Source organism: Streptomyces sp. NPDC086766 (genome assembly GCF_044746005.1).
Classification (GTDB): domain Bacteria; phylum Actinomycetota; class Actinomycetes; order Streptomycetales; family Streptomycetaceae; genus Streptomyces.
The window spans coordinates 48781-64452 of record NZ_JBIVBI010000006.1; the positions used below are offsets into that span (position 1 = coordinate 48781).

Consider the following 15672-nt stretch of genomic DNA (forward strand, 5'->3'; position numbering starts at 1 on the left):
ACGACGGCGACGCATGACCCGGAACGGGACATCGGAACGGGAATCTTTACCGCCGACCGGACGTTGACCGGATGACGACGACAGCGACACCTGTCCTGTGGGCGACAAGCCCGGGAGGCACGATTCATGAGTGAGCGAGCTCTTCGCGGCACGCGCCTCGTGGTGACCAGCTACGAGACCGACCGCGGTATCGACCTGGCTCCGCGCCAGGCCGTGGAGTACGCATGCGAGAAGGGGCACCGGTTCGAGATGCCCTTCTCGGTCGAGGCGGAGATCCCGCCGGAGTGGGAGTGCAAGGTCTGTGGGGCCCCGGCACTCCTCGTCGACGGCGACGGCCCGGAGGAGAAGAAGGGCAAGCCCGCGCGTACGCACTGGGACATGCTGATGGAGCGGCGCACCCGTGAGGAACTCGAAGAGGTCCTCGAGGAGCGTCTGGCCGTTCTGCGGTCCGGGGCGATGAACATCGCGGTCCATCCGCGGGACAGCCGCAAGTCGGCCTGAGTCCCGTCGGCCGGGCTCAGGCCGGATCACCGCGCACGCACACATGACCGCGGGCGCCGTACGTGTGGTTGACGTACGGCGCCCGCGGTCTTGTTTCTGCCCGTGCCGTGCCTGGGTCCGCGCGTGCCGGAGGCGCGCTCGCGCACGGGTCCGCCGGCGCCCGGGTCCGCTCGTGGCGCTCAGCGGGTGAGGGGCGGGCGCTGCTCCCCGGGTCCGTCCGCCGGCTCCTCCCGGATCACCTCGCCCTGGACGACCCTGCCGTCCGGCCGCTGGATGCGCACCTGCTGGAAGGCGTCGCCCAGGCTGCCCGGCGCGGCCGTGCGCAGCGTGCGGTCCACCGTCCGCTCCGCCAGGCGGCTCACCGCCCGCTGGACCGGCGGGATCAGCAGGAGCAGCCCCGCGACGTCCGAGATCAGGCCGGGGAGCATCAGGAGCAGGCCGCCCAGCATCACCAGCCCGTTGCCACCGCGGCGATCCGGGGTGCCGCCGCGCTGCAGGGCCTCGTTCAGGTTCTGGAAGGCGCGCCGGCCGGCCCGCTTGATCACCGCCGCGCCCAGCACGAACCCGGCGAGCAGCAGCAGGAAGACCGTGAAGCCGCCGGCCACGCCCGCGACCACCGTCAGCAGCCAGATCTCCAGCACCAGCCACGCGACCGCACCCAGCGGCAGGTACCGCAGGAGCCGGGAGCGCCGGGGCCGGGTGGCGAACGGAGAGGTCGGAGCGCCTGTCGTCATGCCCCCAGTGTGCCTGGCCGCGGCTCAGCGCGGGATAAGCGGGCCCGGGACCTCCCCCGCGCGCTCCCGCTCGCCCGGTGCGCACGCCGGCTACGACCGCTCCCGACCGCCGCGGCCGGTGAGCTTGGTCACCCGCTCCCCCACACCCCAGGACGTGACCCGCCACAGCGCCTCGACGACGATGTCCCGGCTCATCTTGGAGTCGCCGAGCTCCCGCTCCACGAACGTGATGGGCACCTCGACCACGTGGTAGCCGGCCCGGACGGCCCGCCGGGCCAGATCGACCTGGAAGCAGTAGCCCTGGGAGGCCACATCTTCGAGGCCGAGTCCCTCCAGGGTGCCGCGGCGGAAGGCGCGGTAGCCGCCGGTGACGTCCCGGATCGGCACGTCGAGCATGAGCCGCGAGTAGGTGCTGCCGCCGCGCGAGAGGAACTCGCGGGTCTTCGGCCAGTTCACCACCCGTCCGCCGGGCACCCAGCGGGAGCCGAGCACCAGGTCGGCGCCCTTGAGGGCGGTGAGCAGGCGGGGCAGCTCCTCGGGCTGGTGGGAGCCGTCGGCGTCCATCTCGACCAGCACGCCGTAGTCGCGCTCCAGGCCCCAGCGGAAGCCCGCGAGGTAGGCGGCGCCGAGGCCCTCCTTGCCCTTGCGGTGCAGCACGTGGACCTGTGCGTCGTCGGCGGCCAGCTCGTCGGCGAGCTTGCCGGTTCCGTCGGGGCTGTTGTCGTCGGCCACGAGCACGTGCGCCTCGGGCACGGCCTTGCGCACCCGGCCGACGACCGCCTTGATGTTCTCCGACTCGTTGTAGGTCGGGATGATCACCAAGGGGGTGCCGAGCGGGCCGTACCGTCTCTGCCGGGCCTGTGCCGCGCCGTTGCCGTCGTTCACTGCTGCCCCTTCATGTCCATACGCAGAGGTCCACCATAGTGGCCGCGGCCTGCGCCGACGTGACGGCACGTTCGTACGGTGGTGTCCGTTCGACAAGAGCGGGGTAAGGCCGCTCTTTTCAGGGCCTTTCCCGGGTCTTCCCGTCCTGCGAGTGGGGGCCCGGCGCCCTTCGGGCCGACCTCGGGCCCGCTGGCTGCGGATCGGCCGAGAGCCGTTGTCTACTGAGCACCCGGGCCCCACCCGGGTCACACCCTGCCGACCGTCCGGAACATTCGCCCGCCGACGCGGGCGCTGAGCCTGGCTCCCAGTGACGGTGACCCGGTGCGGCACACCGTCCCTGACCCAGCGGCGCCGCGACGCGTGCACGGAGGTTCCCCGGTCGGGCGTCCGGTGGTGGACCCGGCAGAACCTACCGGCCCCCTGCCGCTGCCTGTCAACAGCCGTTTGAACTGCGCAAACGGCCGCCTTACGGGCTCCGGTGCGGAGGATGCGCAGGTCGCGCGACGATGCGGCGGGCGGTGATCGCCGCCGCACCGATCCGGGAGATCACTCCCCCGGCCGTACGAAGACCGTCCGCCCGCCCACCACGGTGCGCAGGCAGACGGGCAGGTCACGGCCCGGCGTGAGGTCGGGCAGTCCGGGCGTGCCGGAGCGCGGGTCGGTCGACCAGCGCGCCACCCGGTCGTCCGGGGCCTGCACCACGAGTTCGTCGGTGCGCCAGACGGCGTAGTCGGCGGGGGCGCCCGGCACCAGGACGCCCGCGTCGTCCCGGCCGGTCGCCCGCCAGCCGCCGCGCGTGTGCGCGGTGAACGCGGCGCGCACGGAGACCCGGTGCTCGGGGGTGCGGTGGAAGGCCGCCGCCCGGACCGTGCCCCAGGGGTCGAGCGGGGTGACGGGGCTGTCGGAGCCGAGCGCGAGCGGGACCCCGGCACGCAGCAGCGCCGCGAACGGGTTCAGCGTGCGGGCCCGCTCGGCACCGAGGCGACGCGCGTACATGCCGTCCTCGCCGCCCCACAGGGCGTCGAAGGCGGGCTGCACGGAGGCGGTCAGGCCGAGTTCGGCGAACGCGGCGATCGTCTCCGGGGTCAGCATCTCGGCGTGCTCGACCCGGTGGCGGGCGGCGCGGACGCGGGCCGTGCCCACCTTGTCGGCGGCGGCGCGCACGCCCTCCACGACCGCGGTCACGGCGGCGTCGCCGATGGCGTGGAAGCCCGCCTGGAGGCCCGCCTCGGTGCAGGCGACGACGTGGGCGGCGACGCCCGCGGCGTCCAGGTAGGCGACGCCGGTGTGGTCGGCGTCGGCGTACGGGCGGTGCAGGCAGGCGGTGTGCGAGCCGATGGAGCCGTCGACGAAGAGGTCGCCGGCCGCGCCGGCCGCGCCCAGCGCGCGGGCCCGGGCGACGCCCTCCTCGCCCGCCTCGGCCCAGTAGCCGGTCACCCGCGGGCCGGGCTCCTGGGCGGCGAGCCGCAGCAGGCCGGTGAAGTCGTCCTCGGAGGAGATGTCCGGTCCGGCGCACTCGTGCACGGAGCCGATGCCGAGGGCGGCGGCGCGGGTCAGGGCGGCGCGCTGGGCCTCGGCGCGCTGGGCGGGGGTGACGGCGGCGAACGCGGCGGCGCGCACGGCGTGGTGGGCGTCGGCGGTGAGCGGTCCGTCCACCGGGCCGAGGCCCGGGACGAGGTCGAGCAGCGCGGTGGTGACGACCGCCGAGTGGACGTCGATCCGGGTCAGGTAGAGGGGACGGCCGCCGGTGGCCGCGTCGAGCTCCGCGCGGGTCGGGGGCCGGCCACCGGGCCAGCGCGCCGCGTCCCAGCCGTGGCCGAGCAGCACGCGGTCGTCCGGGCGGGCGGCGGCGAAGTCCCGTACCGCCGCGAGCGCCGCCTCCAGGGTCGGGGCGCCGGACAGGTCGAGGCCGGTCAGGGCCAGGCCCGTGGCGGTGGTGTGCACATGGGCGTCGGTGAAGGCCGGGGTGACCAGGGCGCCGTCCAGGTCGACCACCTCGTCGACGCCGTCCGCGAAGGCGTCGGCCGCGCCCTCGGAGCCGACCCAGGCCACGTGTCCCGCCTCGACGACCATCGCGGTGGCGAACGGGTCGGAGGGGCTGTGGACCTCGCCGCGGCGGAGGAGGACGGTCTGGGGCTCGGCGGTGCGCTCACTCATGGGGAACAGTCTCGCCCGTGGGGTGAGCGGCCCGGCGGGCAGGTCGGTTCAGACGCGCGGCGGCCGCGCCTCGTACGGCGTCGAGAGCACCACCGTCGTCCGCGTCGACACCCCGGCCAGCGACCGCAGCCGGGCCAGCAGCTCCTCCAGTTCGTGCGGGGTGGCCACGCGCACCTTGAGGATGTAGTTCTCGTCGCCGGCGACGCTGTGGCAGGCCTCGATCTCGGGAACGCCGGCCAGGCGGTCCGCGATGTCGTCGGGGGCGCTGGGGTCGAACGGTTTCACCGAGATGAAGGCGGTCAGGGGCAGCCCCACGGCCTCGGGGTCGACGACCGCGGCGTACCCGCGGATGACGCCGCGCTGCTCCAGCCGCCGCACCCGCTGGTGCACGGCGGACGTGGACAGGCCCGTGGCCTTGCCCAGGTCGGTGTAGCTCATCCGCCCGTCCGTGACGAGCAGCTGCACGATCTGTCGGTCCAGCTCCTCCATGGCGCAAGAACCTACAGTGCCCGTGATCTCCGCGGGCGCTTCGGGCCCGGCAGGTCATGCACCGGATCGCGGCGGGCCCGTGGACGACCGGTGTGCCACCTGGGGGACGACACGGGCACGGCGGGCACCTGCGGGCGGCATGTGACGAACGCCACAGCCTCCGGGCGCTCTCCGTCACGACCGCGTGATTACCCCCGAGACCTGGCGGGAAGTGCTTGCTGTGGTCGAGGCCGCAGCGCCTTCACGGCCCAGCCTTAGGGGGAGAATCCCATGCAGAGTCTTCAGCGCCCTGGTCGATCTGTGCCCAGGCGGCAGCAGCCGGTCGTCGAGCCCGAGCCGGAGGGCGTCGAACCCGACGCCCTCGACGACGTCGACGGCGAGGACCTCGACGCGTACGACACCTTCGAGATGTACCGGGTGATCTGCCCGGACTGCGCGCAGCCCATCGCCCTGCTGGCGGACGAGGAGGTCCTGCCGGAGCACGCCCGGTGCGCCTCGCCGTGGAACCCGTTCGGACTCACGGTCTGTGCCGGTACGGGCCGCCGCGCCACCGAGGCCCGGCCCGCGGACGAGTCCTTCCGGCCCCAGGAGCAGGACACCGCGCTGCTGTTGACGCTCCCCCAGGGGCTGGACTGGCGGACGCAGCCCTTCTCGCACGTCGGCGGCCCGGGCTCGCGCCCGATGCGGGTGCCGGTGATGCGCCGCGACGCCGCCTGAGCGGTCCCGCCCCCCGTCGGCGCCGACGGGGGCCGCCCCGCCCCCCGTGACGGGTACGCCCCTGAACACACGGCCGATTCCGTACGGCGGTGACCTGAGCACCCCTCGCCGCGTTGGTGGGGTATGGCTCCCTCGTACACGGCGACCGGGCGTCAGCGCCTCATCTTCGTGCCGCCGCCCGCAGAATCGGTGCCGCCCGCAGAATCGGTTCCGCCGGTGCCGCCGCAGCCGCAGGACCCGCCGATCTACCGCGATCTGGTCCGCGCCTGGGCCGACCGCGGCCGTACCCTGCCGGGGCGCGACGACCCGGAGTGGGTCCGGCTGGCGGCGCCTCCGGCGGGTCTCGAACCGCTCAGCGGGTCTCCGGACCCGCTACATGACGAGCAATGACCATCCGCTGGATCTGGTTGGTGCCCTCGACGATCTGCAGGACCTTGGCCTCGCGCATGTACCGCTCGGCGGGGAAGTCCGCCGTGTAGCCGTATCCGCCGAGCACCTGGACGGCGTCCGTGGTGACCTGCATGGCGGTGTCCGTGCAGAACAGCTTGGCCATGGCCGCCTGCCGGGCGAACGGCCGGCCCGCGTCGCGCAGCCGCGCCGCCGCCAGGTACAGCGCGCGGCCGGCCTCGATCCGGGTCGCCATGTCGGCGAGCATGAAGCGCAGCCCCTGGAAGTCGGCGACGGGCCGCCCGAACTGCCGCCGCTCCGCGGCGTAGGCGACCGCCTCGTCCAGCGCGGCCTGGGCGAGGCCGATCGCGCAGGCCGCGATGCCGAGCCGCCCGGAGTCGAGCGCGGACAGGGCGATGGCGAAGCCCTGACCCTCCTCGCCGATCCGCCGGCCGTCGGGCACACGCACCCCGTCGAGGTGGATCTGCGCGGTCGGCGAGCCCTTGAGCCCCATCTTCCTCTCCGGCGCCGCGGCGCTCAGCCCCTCGGCGTCACCGGGCACCAGGAAGGCGGTGATGCCGCGCGGGCCGTCCTCGCCGGTGCGCGCCATGACCGTGTAGAAGTCGGCGACCCCGCCGTGCGTGATCCAGGACTTGGTGCCCGTGATCACCCAGTGGTCGCCGTCGCGGACCGCCCGGGTGCGCAGGGAGGCGGCGTCCGAGCCGGAGGAGGGCTCGGAGAGGGCGTACGCGCCGAGCAGCCCGCCACCGAGCATGGCGGGCAGGTGCTCGACCTGCTGCTGCTTGGTGCCGTAGGTGGCGAGCCCGTAGGCGGCGAGGGTGTGGACGCTCAGGCCCAGGCCGACGGTGAGCCGGACGGCGGCGAGCTCTTCGAGCACCTGGAGGTAGACCTCGTAGGGCTGGTCGCCGCCGCCGTACTCGGAGTCGTAGGGCAGGCCGAGCAGGCCGGACTGCGACAGCAGGGCGAAGACCTCGCGGGGAAAGCGCCCGGCGTCCTCCTCCTCGGCCGCCTTCGGGGCGATCTCGCGCTGCGCGATGTCGCGGACGAGCGAGATCAGATCCCGGGCCTCGTCCGTGGGCAGTTGCCGGTCCACCGGCTGCGGGGCGCGGTCGGGCATGGCGACGCTCTCCTCCCTCTCGGGCACATCGGCGGACGTGCGCCTTGGGTGGGGGCGGCTCCGCCGGGTCGTTCTCGAAGGCCGGCCGGTGCGCGCACTCCCGGGTCACGGAAGCTGCTGACCAGCGGCTGTGCGCTGTGAGTATGCCCGATCGGCGGCACGGAGTCACCGGTTAACGACCGCTTACTTCAAGAAAGGGTCCACGACCTCCGACCGGCCCGGGCCGTCGACCCGACCGGGCCGGCCCGCGCACCTCTCGCCCTCAGCCCTCCCGGCGCGCGGGCGCGGGGGCCGGGTAGGACGGGTCCAGCTCCTCGACCGCCCGCAGCGCGCCGCCCAGCGTCCTCACCAGCAGGTCGCGCATGGTGTCCCGGCTCAGTTCGGGGCGGTCGATCCAGTCGAGGGTGGCGCCCTCCACGCCGCACACCCAGCTCAGCAGGCCCATCCGGGCCGCCGGTGCGACGGTGGCGCGCCCGTAGGCGCCCTCGGCGATGGTCGCCACGATCGCCTCGCGCACCCCGTCCCGGATGGCGTGCACCTGGGCGTCGAAGCCGACGCCGCCGCTGACGATGGTGCGGAAGGCGGCCTGGTTGTGCTCGGCGTAGCGCAGATAGCCCTCGATGGTGCGATGCAACCGGTCCACGGGCGGCAGTTCGCGACCGCTCCCCGCGAAGGCGACCAGGTCCTCGAGCGAGTCCTCGACGATCGCCAGGTAGTAGCCCCGCTTGGACCGGAAGTAGTAGTAGATCAGCCCCTTGGCGACACCGGCGTGCCGGGCGATGTCGTCCATCGACAGGGCGTCGTAGGAGATGTCGGCGAACAACCGCCGTCCGATGGCGATGAGTTCGGCGCGACGGGCCACGGAGCGCTCGGTGCCGCGGGGCCGGGGCGGGGTGGTCTCCGCGGGAACGGAGTGGCGGGCCTCCGGGAGGACGGCGTCACGCTCTTGGCTCATATGCACTTCGGGCCCCGGGTCTCCGGCTGGCGGTGGGACCCGCAGTATGGCAGGTCGGCCCTGTCTCAGGTCACAGCAGGCCGAGCCGGGTGACGAGCATCGCGATCACCACGACCAGGATCCAGCCCAGGACGTGTTCGAGGGTCTCGGAGTCGTCGCGCCGGGGGCCTCCGGTGCGGGCGCGGGCGGTGGTCGCCGACTGTGCGGTCATGGGCTCTCGCAGTGCTCGGACGTGCTCGGTGGTCTCCCCCGTCTCCCCCGTCCCCCCGGTCCACCTTGCCACTCGCGGCCGCCGGCGCGGCGGAGAGCTTGGTCACAGCGAAGGCCCCGGACCACCGGGACCGGGGCCTTCGGCCGCGTGCGCCGTCAGCGCACGCCGACGGCCGCGAGCGCCCTGCGCTGGTGGGCCGTGGGCCGGGCGGGGAAGTACAGGTAGCAGACGCCTCCGGTGCCGGAGACGACCTTGCCGGAGGCGTTGTACCGCTTGGTCCGCAGCCAGATGTTCTCGAACTCGCGGCGCCGGTACACGCGCCGGACCGCCGCGTCGTCCGGAGAGGCCGGGTCGTTGGCGATCACGTCGCCGTCGGCGGTGAAGCCGATGACGGTCATCAGGTGGCCGGAGGTGCCGTAACCGGCGCCGGTCAGTTCGGTCTTGAGGAACGACTGGGACGTCATGGCCGGGATGCCGGCCGCGATCAGCGTCTCCAGATCGGTGAGCGAGGCGAGCCGGGTCACCACGCCCTGCAGACCGGGGAAGGTGGCCGCGTAGGCGGCGTTGAAGGGCCAGTTGCCGCAGCCGGCGTACTGGTAGTCGTAGGTGTACCGGGCCGCGTGGCAGACCTGCGGATCGGCGTAGGCGGGGTCGACCCAGGCCAGTTGCCCGGCGGTGAGGCGCCCGCCCCAGTACTCGACGATCATCTGCGAGGAGGTGGGACTGCACCAGGCCTCGCCACCGTTGTCGTACTCCGGGTACTGACCGCGGTGGATCTCCTGCGAGTAGCGCGGGACGGCCAGCTCCTTGGCCACGCCCGGCGTGGAGGCCGGGACGGTGAAGCGGTCCGGCACGTCGGAGCCCATGGCGCCGACCCGCCACACGGTGGGTGTGAGCGCGGTGCCGGGCCTGCGGTGGAGGGTGAGGCGGAGCCGGTACGACACAAGACGCAGCCCGGAGGCCGGATCGTCGACGGAGAAGGTGTCGGTCCAGATCGTGCTCCGGCCGTCGCTCTGGCCGTCGACGGAGGTCCGCCGGATGTCCTGGTCGCCGGCCGCCCAGCGGCCCATCACGTACCAGGGGGTGTCCGTGCCGTCGGAGTACGTGCCTTTCAGCTCCACCTGGAGCCAGGTTCCGGCGGGGGTGCTCGCGTTCCAGGAGGCGACCGCCTCGGTGGCGGGGACGGTGAGCGGGTGGACGGGGGAGGTCCAGGTGGCGTACTCCCAGGACGCCGTCCTGCCGGTGTGCGGGTCGGTGTAGTCGGTGGTGCCCGCGGCGGCGGCGATGCGCAGGCCGGGGCGGAGGCCCGCGACCGGCTCGGTGCCGTGGGCCTCGCCGCCGCGCCAGTCGACGTACGTGGTCCAGGCGCGGTAGTCGACCGGGCGGGCCGGGGCGCGGCCGGCAGGGGCGGCGGGAGCGGCGGGGCCGGTCCCGACGGCCGGGCCGGCGCCGGCGGCCAGCGCCGGGGCCGCGCCGGCGGCCGTGGCGGTCGCCGCGGCGGCGGCCACCGCGGCGGCGAGGACGGATCTGCGGGACGGCTGTTCGGCTCTGCTCATGGGTGGAAGACCCCCAAGGTGTCCGAGTCGGGGCGGGTCCGTGCACGACTGTGCGCCCACTATGGCCGCGGCGACCGCCCTCGGCCAGCACTTCGCCCCACGCCACGCCCACCAATATTGGTCTCCGCCACTGGCGTGACCTGGGCGGGGACGGCCCCGGTCGCGCGGGCCCGACCGGGGCGGCCCGCTCAGACCAGGTCCATCGCGGCGACCTCGTCCGGACGGCCGTAGCTGACCGGGCCCCGGAAGCGGCGGCGGGCGGTGGCGAACCACCACATCGTGGCCACGAGCAGGACGACGGCCAGGGCGATCGGGGCGTAATTGAAGGAGTCGACGGTGATCGGCGAGGCCTGCGGCAGCATGAACAGCACGCTGCTGAGCACGATCCAGGTCACGGCCACCACGCCGACCGGCCGCCCCCAGCGGCCCAGGTGCCAGGGCCCCGGCCGGAACTCGTCGCCGAGCCGCAGCCGGAGCAGGATCGGCACGGCGTAGGCGAGGAACAGCCCGACGACGTTGACGCTGACGATGGCGGTGAAGGCGGTGTGCGACCACCAGCCGGGCAGCACCAGGGCCAGCGAACAGGCCACCGCCAGCCAGACCGCCTTGACCGGGGTGCGGGTGCGCGGCGAGACCGAGTGCCACCAGCGGGAGCCCGGCATGGCGCCGTCCCGGGAGAAGGCGAAGATCTGCCGGGTGTTGCTGGTCAGGTTGGCCAGTCCGCAGAAGAGCATGGCCCCGATCACGATCAGCAGCAGCGCCTTGGCGGTGCCGAGTCCGAGGGCGTCGATGAGGATCTGGACGGGCGGTGCGGCGGAGGCCGCCACCCGGTCGTAGTCGCGGATGCTGACCACGAGGGCGAGCATCAGGACCAGTCCGGTGAGCGCCGACCAGCCGATGGCGCGGGTGATCCCCTTGGGCGCGTTCACGGTCGCCCGGACGGTTTCCTCCGACATGTGGAAGCTGCCGTCGAATCCGGTGAACGTCCAGCTGGTGACCAGCAGGCCGAGCATCCCGCCGTAAATCCCGTTGGTGAAACCGGTGTTGTTCGCGAAATGGGTGACGAAGGAGGCCGGACGGTGGTGGTCGGGGACGGCGGCCAGGGCGGTCACGATCACGACGAGTCCGATCAGCAGCCACCACACGGAGATCCGGTTCAGGACGGCGACCAACTGGACGGTGTAGGTGTTGGCGAGCCCCTGGAGCACGATGATCAGGGCGGTGAGGAGCACCGTCTGGTGCATGGTCGGCCGGTAGGAGGACCACTGCAGGGCGAGAAAGGCCTGGACGAAGGTGGCGGCGGCGTAGCCGGTGGCGGCGGTGCCGCCGATCTGGCCGACGAAGTTCAGCCAGCCGGTGAACCAGGACCAGGCGCCCTTGTGCCGACGGGCGAGTTTCCCGGCGGAGAAATACAGCGCCCCGCTCGTCGGGTAGGCCGAGGCGACTTCGGCCATGGCCGCGCCGACGAACAGCACCATGACCGAGACGCCGATCCAGCCGAAAACGAGAATGCGGGGACCGCCCGCGTTCATCCCGAATCCGAAGGACGAGAAAATTCCGGAGATGATGTTGATGATGGTGAAGGATATGGCGAAATTGTCGAAGGCCTGAAAACGCCGGGTGAGTTTTCTGGGATAACCCATCGCGTGCAGGGTCGCGTCGTCGTCGAGCGCGGCCGGGTCCCCGGTGCCGCCGGCTCCGGTGCGCGGGGCCGATATCCGTTCGGACACAGTTCGACCTTCCTCTGGGTGGGGGGTGGGAGGTGGGGCTGGGACGAGGGTCAGGGGCCGCCGGGCACCGGCAGGCCGCACGCCCGCCGCGCCCTGGAGAGCTGCTCGGCGGGGTCCCCGAAGGCGCACCACGGCATCCGTGAGGCGTAGGGGCCCATGGCGACCAGGGCGGCGCGGGCCTCGGACAGGCGCCGGGCCATGACCAGCGCGTGGGCGAGATAGGCGAGGTCGAGCACCGGGGTGAACCGTCCGCCGGCGACCGTGGGCAGCCAGTTCCGGTGGAGCGCGAGGGCGGTGGAGCGCCACGGCGGCTCCTCCCAGACCCGGTCGGCGAGCCGGCGGGCGGGGTCGTGGCTCTCCACCAGGGCGACCAGCGGCAGCAGCCGCAGCGCGGAGTCGGCGGGCGCCCGCTGGCTCAGGAAGGCGGCGACGTCCCAGGCCGCGTTGACCGAGCCGCCGTGGCGGGCGAAGAAGCAGGCCAGGAAGCGGTGGTGGGCCTCGCGGTGCCAGGGGTCGAGGGAGAGGACGTGCGCGAACAGCCGCCAGGGGCCGGGCGGGGCGGTGAGCAGGCCCTGGGGCGCCGGGTCGCGCAGCCGGTGCAGCCGGGCCATGGCGAGCCGCGCAACCCAGGGGGTGGGGTCCGCGGGGTCGAGGCCGGAGGCACGGTCGCAGGCCGACAGGGCGATCCGCTCCAGGGCGCCGGCCCGCTCGTCGCGCGCGTCGGCGGCGCGCAGCGCCCGGAGCACGGCCACCCGCGCCCACAGCAGCGCGGCCTCGGGTTCAGGCTCCTCGGCCAGCCAGCGTTCCGCGAGGTCGGAGTCGGCCGCCTCCGAGGCGAGGACCAGGGAGCGGTGGGCCCGCAGGCCGAAGGCGCCGCGTGTCTCGGCCAGGGCCTCGCGCGCGCTGCCCCAGCGTCCGGCCCGGACGTCCACGCACACGGTCGCCAGAACGCGGTCGTCGGCTGCCGGATGCCACACGTACTGCCCCTCGAAAAGCCCAGCGGCCATCGTCCCCGTCCGTCCCCGTTCACTGCCACGCGGGTGCGCAGGGGGCACTTTACTCACCACGGAGCACAACCGGAACGCGGTTTTCGATCTACCCGGAGGCGGATTCGCCGGCCAATAGCGGCGCGCGAGGGCGCAGTCTCGATAGTTCAATAGGACACTATTTTTCGGCCCTCGGCCGGGCCCGTGGAAACGCCCGGCTAGAATGTTCCGCGGAAATATGCCATCACCCGGGCCCCCGCCCGATCACTCCCCGGGAACCGCCATTCACGCCCTCTCCTCCCGCCTGCGGCGCCTGTCGCCCTCGTGCGGCCCCGTGCGCCTCGTCGGCGTCGACGGGCACGCCGGGTCCGGCAAGTCCACCTTCGCCGGCCGGCTGGCGGCGGCCCTGGACGGCGCCCCCGTGCTGCACCTGGACGACGTCGCCAGCCACGAGGAGCTGTTCGCGTGGGACCGGCGGCTGCTGGCCGAGGTGGTCGAGCCGCTCGCCCGGGGCCGGACGGCGCACTACGCCCCCTACGACTGGCGCGCCCAGGACTTCGGCCCCGCCCGGGCACTGCCGCCCGCGCCGGTGATCCTCGTCGAGGGCGTGGGCGCCGGCCGCCGGGCCCTGCGCCCGTTCCTGGCCCAGTTGCTGTGGATGGAACTGCCGCGCGAGGAGGCGTGGACGCGGGGCCGGTCCCGGGACGGCGAGGAGCAGCGGGAGTTCTGGGCCGGATGGGTCGAGGCGGAACGGCGTCACTTCGCCGCGGACCCCTCCCGGCCGTACGCCGACCTTCTGGTACGGCAGGTGGAGCAGGGGTACGAGGTGCTGCCGGGGCGGAAAGAGACGGCTGGACCGCACCGGAGCGTCACCCACCGTGACGGGCCATCGGCAGTGTGCTGAAGCCGTGAAAACCCGTCCGGGCGAACTTCGCCGACTGCCTCAACTCGGCTTGACCGGGGGGACGTACAGGTCTTACGTTCTCAATGTGCGGTCTGTCGAGACCGCCCCCCAGACGCGAAGCCCCCGGTTGTTCCCCCGTGATCGGGGGCTTCGTTCTGCCCGCGTTCCGCTCTCCGGACGCCGCACGGCGTCATCCGGTCACCCTCGGTCACCGCGCAGTCCCCGCCCCCGCCCGCTCCCACCCCGTCGAACGGGCCGTGCGGCACCCTTCGGCGGGCACCGGTCCCGCAGGTACGATGCCCTCGGTGCGACCTTCGAACGGCTGCTTCACGCACCTGCAACTCCGGTCCGCGGCACAGCCGTTCGACCAAGGCAGCCGCCGACGACGGTCGGGCGGTGAACCTACGGGGGCACGGTCTGTGGGGGACGTGATGGACTTCGGCACGCGGGGCCCCGAGGCGCCGGCCGACCTCGCCTGGCTGCGAGGCGTGGACGCCTACACCATGGGCGCCTATCCGCAGGCGGAGGAGGAGTTCCGCACCGCGGTGCGGATGGATCCGGGGATGGCCGACGGCTGGCTCGGGCTGCACGCGCTGCGCGTGGACACGACGACCGCGCTGCTCAGGATGTTCCGGCACCGGGAGCGCTTCGGCGAGCAGCGCGCCCGGCACCGCCGCACCCTCAACTCCTGGTACTGGCTGGGCTGGTGGGTGCAGCCCGTGCTGGAGAGCCCCCGGGACCTGCTGCTGGCGCACGCCTCGCACTGGCTGGACGGCCGGCACGTACCCGAGCTGGACCGCGCGCTGGCCGGGCTGCCGCCCGTGGACACCGACGCCCAGGTCCGCTTCCTGCACGCCTGCCGCGCCTATCTGGTCAAGGACTGGGAGCAGCTCGTCCGGCACACCGACTCCCTGCTCGACGACCCCCTGCTAGGCATCGAGGCCGGCCTGTTCGGCGGCATGGCGCGGGTCCGGCTGGAGATGTACGGGCAGGCCGAGCCGCTGCTGTCGGCCGCGCTGATGCGGTGCCGCAGCGAGCAGCCGCAGCGCAAGGAGCTCCGGTACTGGCTGGCGCGGGCGCACGAGGGCACCGGCCGCAGCGCCGCCGCGCTCCCCCTGTACCGCGCGGTGCACCGGGTGGACCCGGCGTTCATGGACACCTCGGCCCGGCTCGCGGCGATCGCCGAGGGCGACGGGTACGACGACGCGGCCGGCCTCGCGGCGGTCACGCTCACCGGACTCGGGCAGGACGCAGTGGACGGTCCGGACGTCCTGGACCCGCTCTTCGGGGTCGAGGGCCGCGACCTGAGGCTCCCCGAGCCCGAGACTCCGGCGTCCGGGCCGCTGCCGTCGGCCGCCGACCCGGCGGTGCGGCAGCGGACCGCGGTCCCCGCGCAACCGCTGCCCACCGGGCCGACCGATCCGGGCCTACTGGAGGAGGCGCTTGCCGAGCTGGAGCGCATGGTGGGCCTGGAGCCGGTGAAACGCCAGGTCAAGGCCCTGTCGGCACAGCTCAACATGGCCCGGCTGCGGGCCGGGCAGGGCCTGCCCGTGCAGCCGCCGAAACGCCACTTCGTCTTCTCCGGCCCCTCGGGCACCGGCAAGACCACGGTCGCCCGCATCCTCGGCCGCGTCTTCTACGCGCTCGGCCTGCTCGGCGGCGACCATCTGGTGGAGGCCCAGCGCGCCGACCTGGTCGGCGAGTACCTCGGCCAGACCGCCGTCAAGGCCAACGAACTGATCGACTCCGCGATCGGCGGAGTGCTCTTCGTGGACGAGGCCTACTCCCTGTCCAACTCCGGATACGGCAAGGGCGACGCATACGGCGACGAGGCGCTGCAGGTGCTGCTGAAGCGGGCGGAGGACAACCGCGACCACCTGGTGGTGATCCTCGCCGGCTACCCCGAGGGCATGGACCGCCTGCTCGCCGCCAACCCCGGGCTGTCCTCCCGCTTCACCACCCGCGTCGACTTCCCCTCCTACCGGCCCCTGGAGCTGACCGAGATCGGCAAGGTGCTCGCCGCGGAGAACGGCGACCGGTGGGACGAGGAGGCCCTGGAGGAGCTGCGCTCCATCGCCGGGCACGTGGTCGACCAGGGGTGGATCGACGAGCTCGGCAACGGGCGCTTCCTGCGGACGCTGTACGAGAAGAGCTGCGCGTACCGGGACCTGCGCCTGTCGGCGTATCCCGGTTCGCTGTCGCGGGACGATCTGGCCACGCTGCGGCTGCCGGACCTGATGCAGGCGTACGGAGAGGTGCTGTCGGGGCGGGGGCCGCAGGATCCGTCGGCTCTCTGAGCCGGCCACGGCCACCGCGCCCGGC

General features: G+C 73.6%; 14 protein-coding genes. 4 read left to right on the forward strand and 10 right to left on the reverse strand.

Annotation, left to right across the window (positions count from 1 at the left end; genetic code table 11):
• Positions 1-126: 126 nt before the first annotated feature.
• Positions 127-501 (forward strand): RNA polymerase-binding protein RbpA, encoded by a 375-nt coding sequence (locus ACIPM1_RS13175; RefSeq protein ID WP_071364377.1) that lies wholly within the window; start codon positions 127-129, stop codon positions 499-501.
• A 179-nt stretch (positions 502-680) separates the two neighbouring features.
• On the opposite strand, the gene fxsA is transcribed toward ACIPM1_RS13175, so the two are convergent.
• The 4 genes from fxsA to ACIPM1_RS13195 form a co-directional block, all read right to left on the reverse strand.
• On the reverse strand, positions 681-1235 hold the full coding sequence (gene fxsA, locus ACIPM1_RS13180; protein WP_402433083.1) for an FxsA family membrane protein: 555 nt from the start codon (positions 1233-1235) through the stop codon (positions 681-683).
• A 90-nt stretch (positions 1236-1325) separates the two neighbouring features.
• Entirely contained in the window at positions 1326-2120 is a 795-nt protein-coding gene (locus tag ACIPM1_RS13185; protein WP_356185050.1) for a polyprenol monophosphomannose synthase, read from the reverse strand.
• Positions 2121-2666: 546 nt separating this feature from the next.
• Complete coding sequence (locus ACIPM1_RS13190; RefSeq protein WP_402433087.1) at positions 2667-4277, reverse strand: amidohydrolase; 1611 nt, start codon at positions 4275-4277, stop codon at positions 2667-2669.
• 48 nt (positions 4278-4325) lie between these two features.
• A complete protein-coding gene (locus ACIPM1_RS13195) occupies positions 4326-4766 on the reverse strand; it encodes an Lrp/AsnC family transcriptional regulator (protein WP_356185056.1) in 441 nt (146 codons plus the stop codon).
• Positions 4767-5036: 270 nt separating this feature from the next.
• Between ACIPM1_RS13195 and ACIPM1_RS13200 the strand changes: the two genes are divergently transcribed.
• On the forward strand, positions 5037-5483 hold the full coding sequence (locus ACIPM1_RS13200; protein WP_356185059.1) for a hypothetical protein: 447 nt from the start codon (positions 5037-5039) through the stop codon (positions 5481-5483).
• 352 nt (positions 5484-5835) lie between these two features.
• Here the strand turns inward: ACIPM1_RS13200 and ACIPM1_RS13205 are convergent, their stop codons facing one another.
• The 6 genes from ACIPM1_RS13205 to ACIPM1_RS13230 form a co-directional block, all read right to left on the reverse strand.
• Positions 5836-7008, reverse strand: a complete 1173-nt coding sequence (locus ACIPM1_RS13205) for an acyl-CoA dehydrogenase family protein (protein ID WP_402433091.1) — start codon at positions 7006-7008, stop codon at positions 5836-5838.
• Between the two features lie 262 nt (positions 7009-7270).
• Positions 7271-7963 (reverse strand): TetR/AcrR family transcriptional regulator, encoded by a 693-nt coding sequence (locus ACIPM1_RS13210; RefSeq protein WP_402433094.1) that lies wholly within the window; start codon positions 7961-7963, stop codon positions 7271-7273.
• A gap of 70 nt (positions 7964-8033) precedes the next feature.
• Positions 8034-8174: an SCO1431 family membrane protein gene (locus tag ACIPM1_RS13215; protein ID WP_402433097.1), complete on the reverse strand. Its 141-nt coding sequence runs from the start codon at positions 8172-8174 to the stop codon at positions 8034-8036.
• Between the two features lie 155 nt (positions 8175-8329).
• Complete coding sequence (locus tag ACIPM1_RS13220) at positions 8330-9730, reverse strand: peptidase C39 family protein (protein WP_402433099.1); 1401 nt, start codon at positions 9728-9730, stop codon at positions 8330-8332.
• A gap of 188 nt (positions 9731-9918) precedes the next feature.
• Positions 9919-11460 (reverse strand): amino acid permease, encoded by a 1542-nt coding sequence (locus tag ACIPM1_RS13225; RefSeq protein WP_402433102.1) that lies wholly within the window; start codon positions 11458-11460, stop codon positions 9919-9921.
• 50 nt (positions 11461-11510) lie between these two features.
• A complete protein-coding gene (locus ACIPM1_RS13230; RefSeq protein WP_402433105.1) occupies positions 11511-12467 on the reverse strand; it encodes a hypothetical protein in 957 nt (318 codons plus the stop codon).
• A 217-nt stretch (positions 12468-12684) separates the two neighbouring features.
• On the opposite strand from ACIPM1_RS13230, the gene ACIPM1_RS13235 reads away from it, so the two are divergent.
• Entirely contained in the window at positions 12685-13350 is a 666-nt protein-coding gene (locus ACIPM1_RS13235; RefSeq protein WP_402433108.1) for a uridine kinase, read from the forward strand.
• Between the two features lie 431 nt (positions 13351-13781).
• On the forward strand, positions 13782-15647 hold the full coding sequence (locus ACIPM1_RS13240; protein WP_402433111.1) for an AAA family ATPase: 1866 nt from the start codon (positions 13782-13784) through the stop codon (positions 15645-15647).
• The last annotated feature ends 25 nt before the right edge of the window (positions 15648-15672 follow it).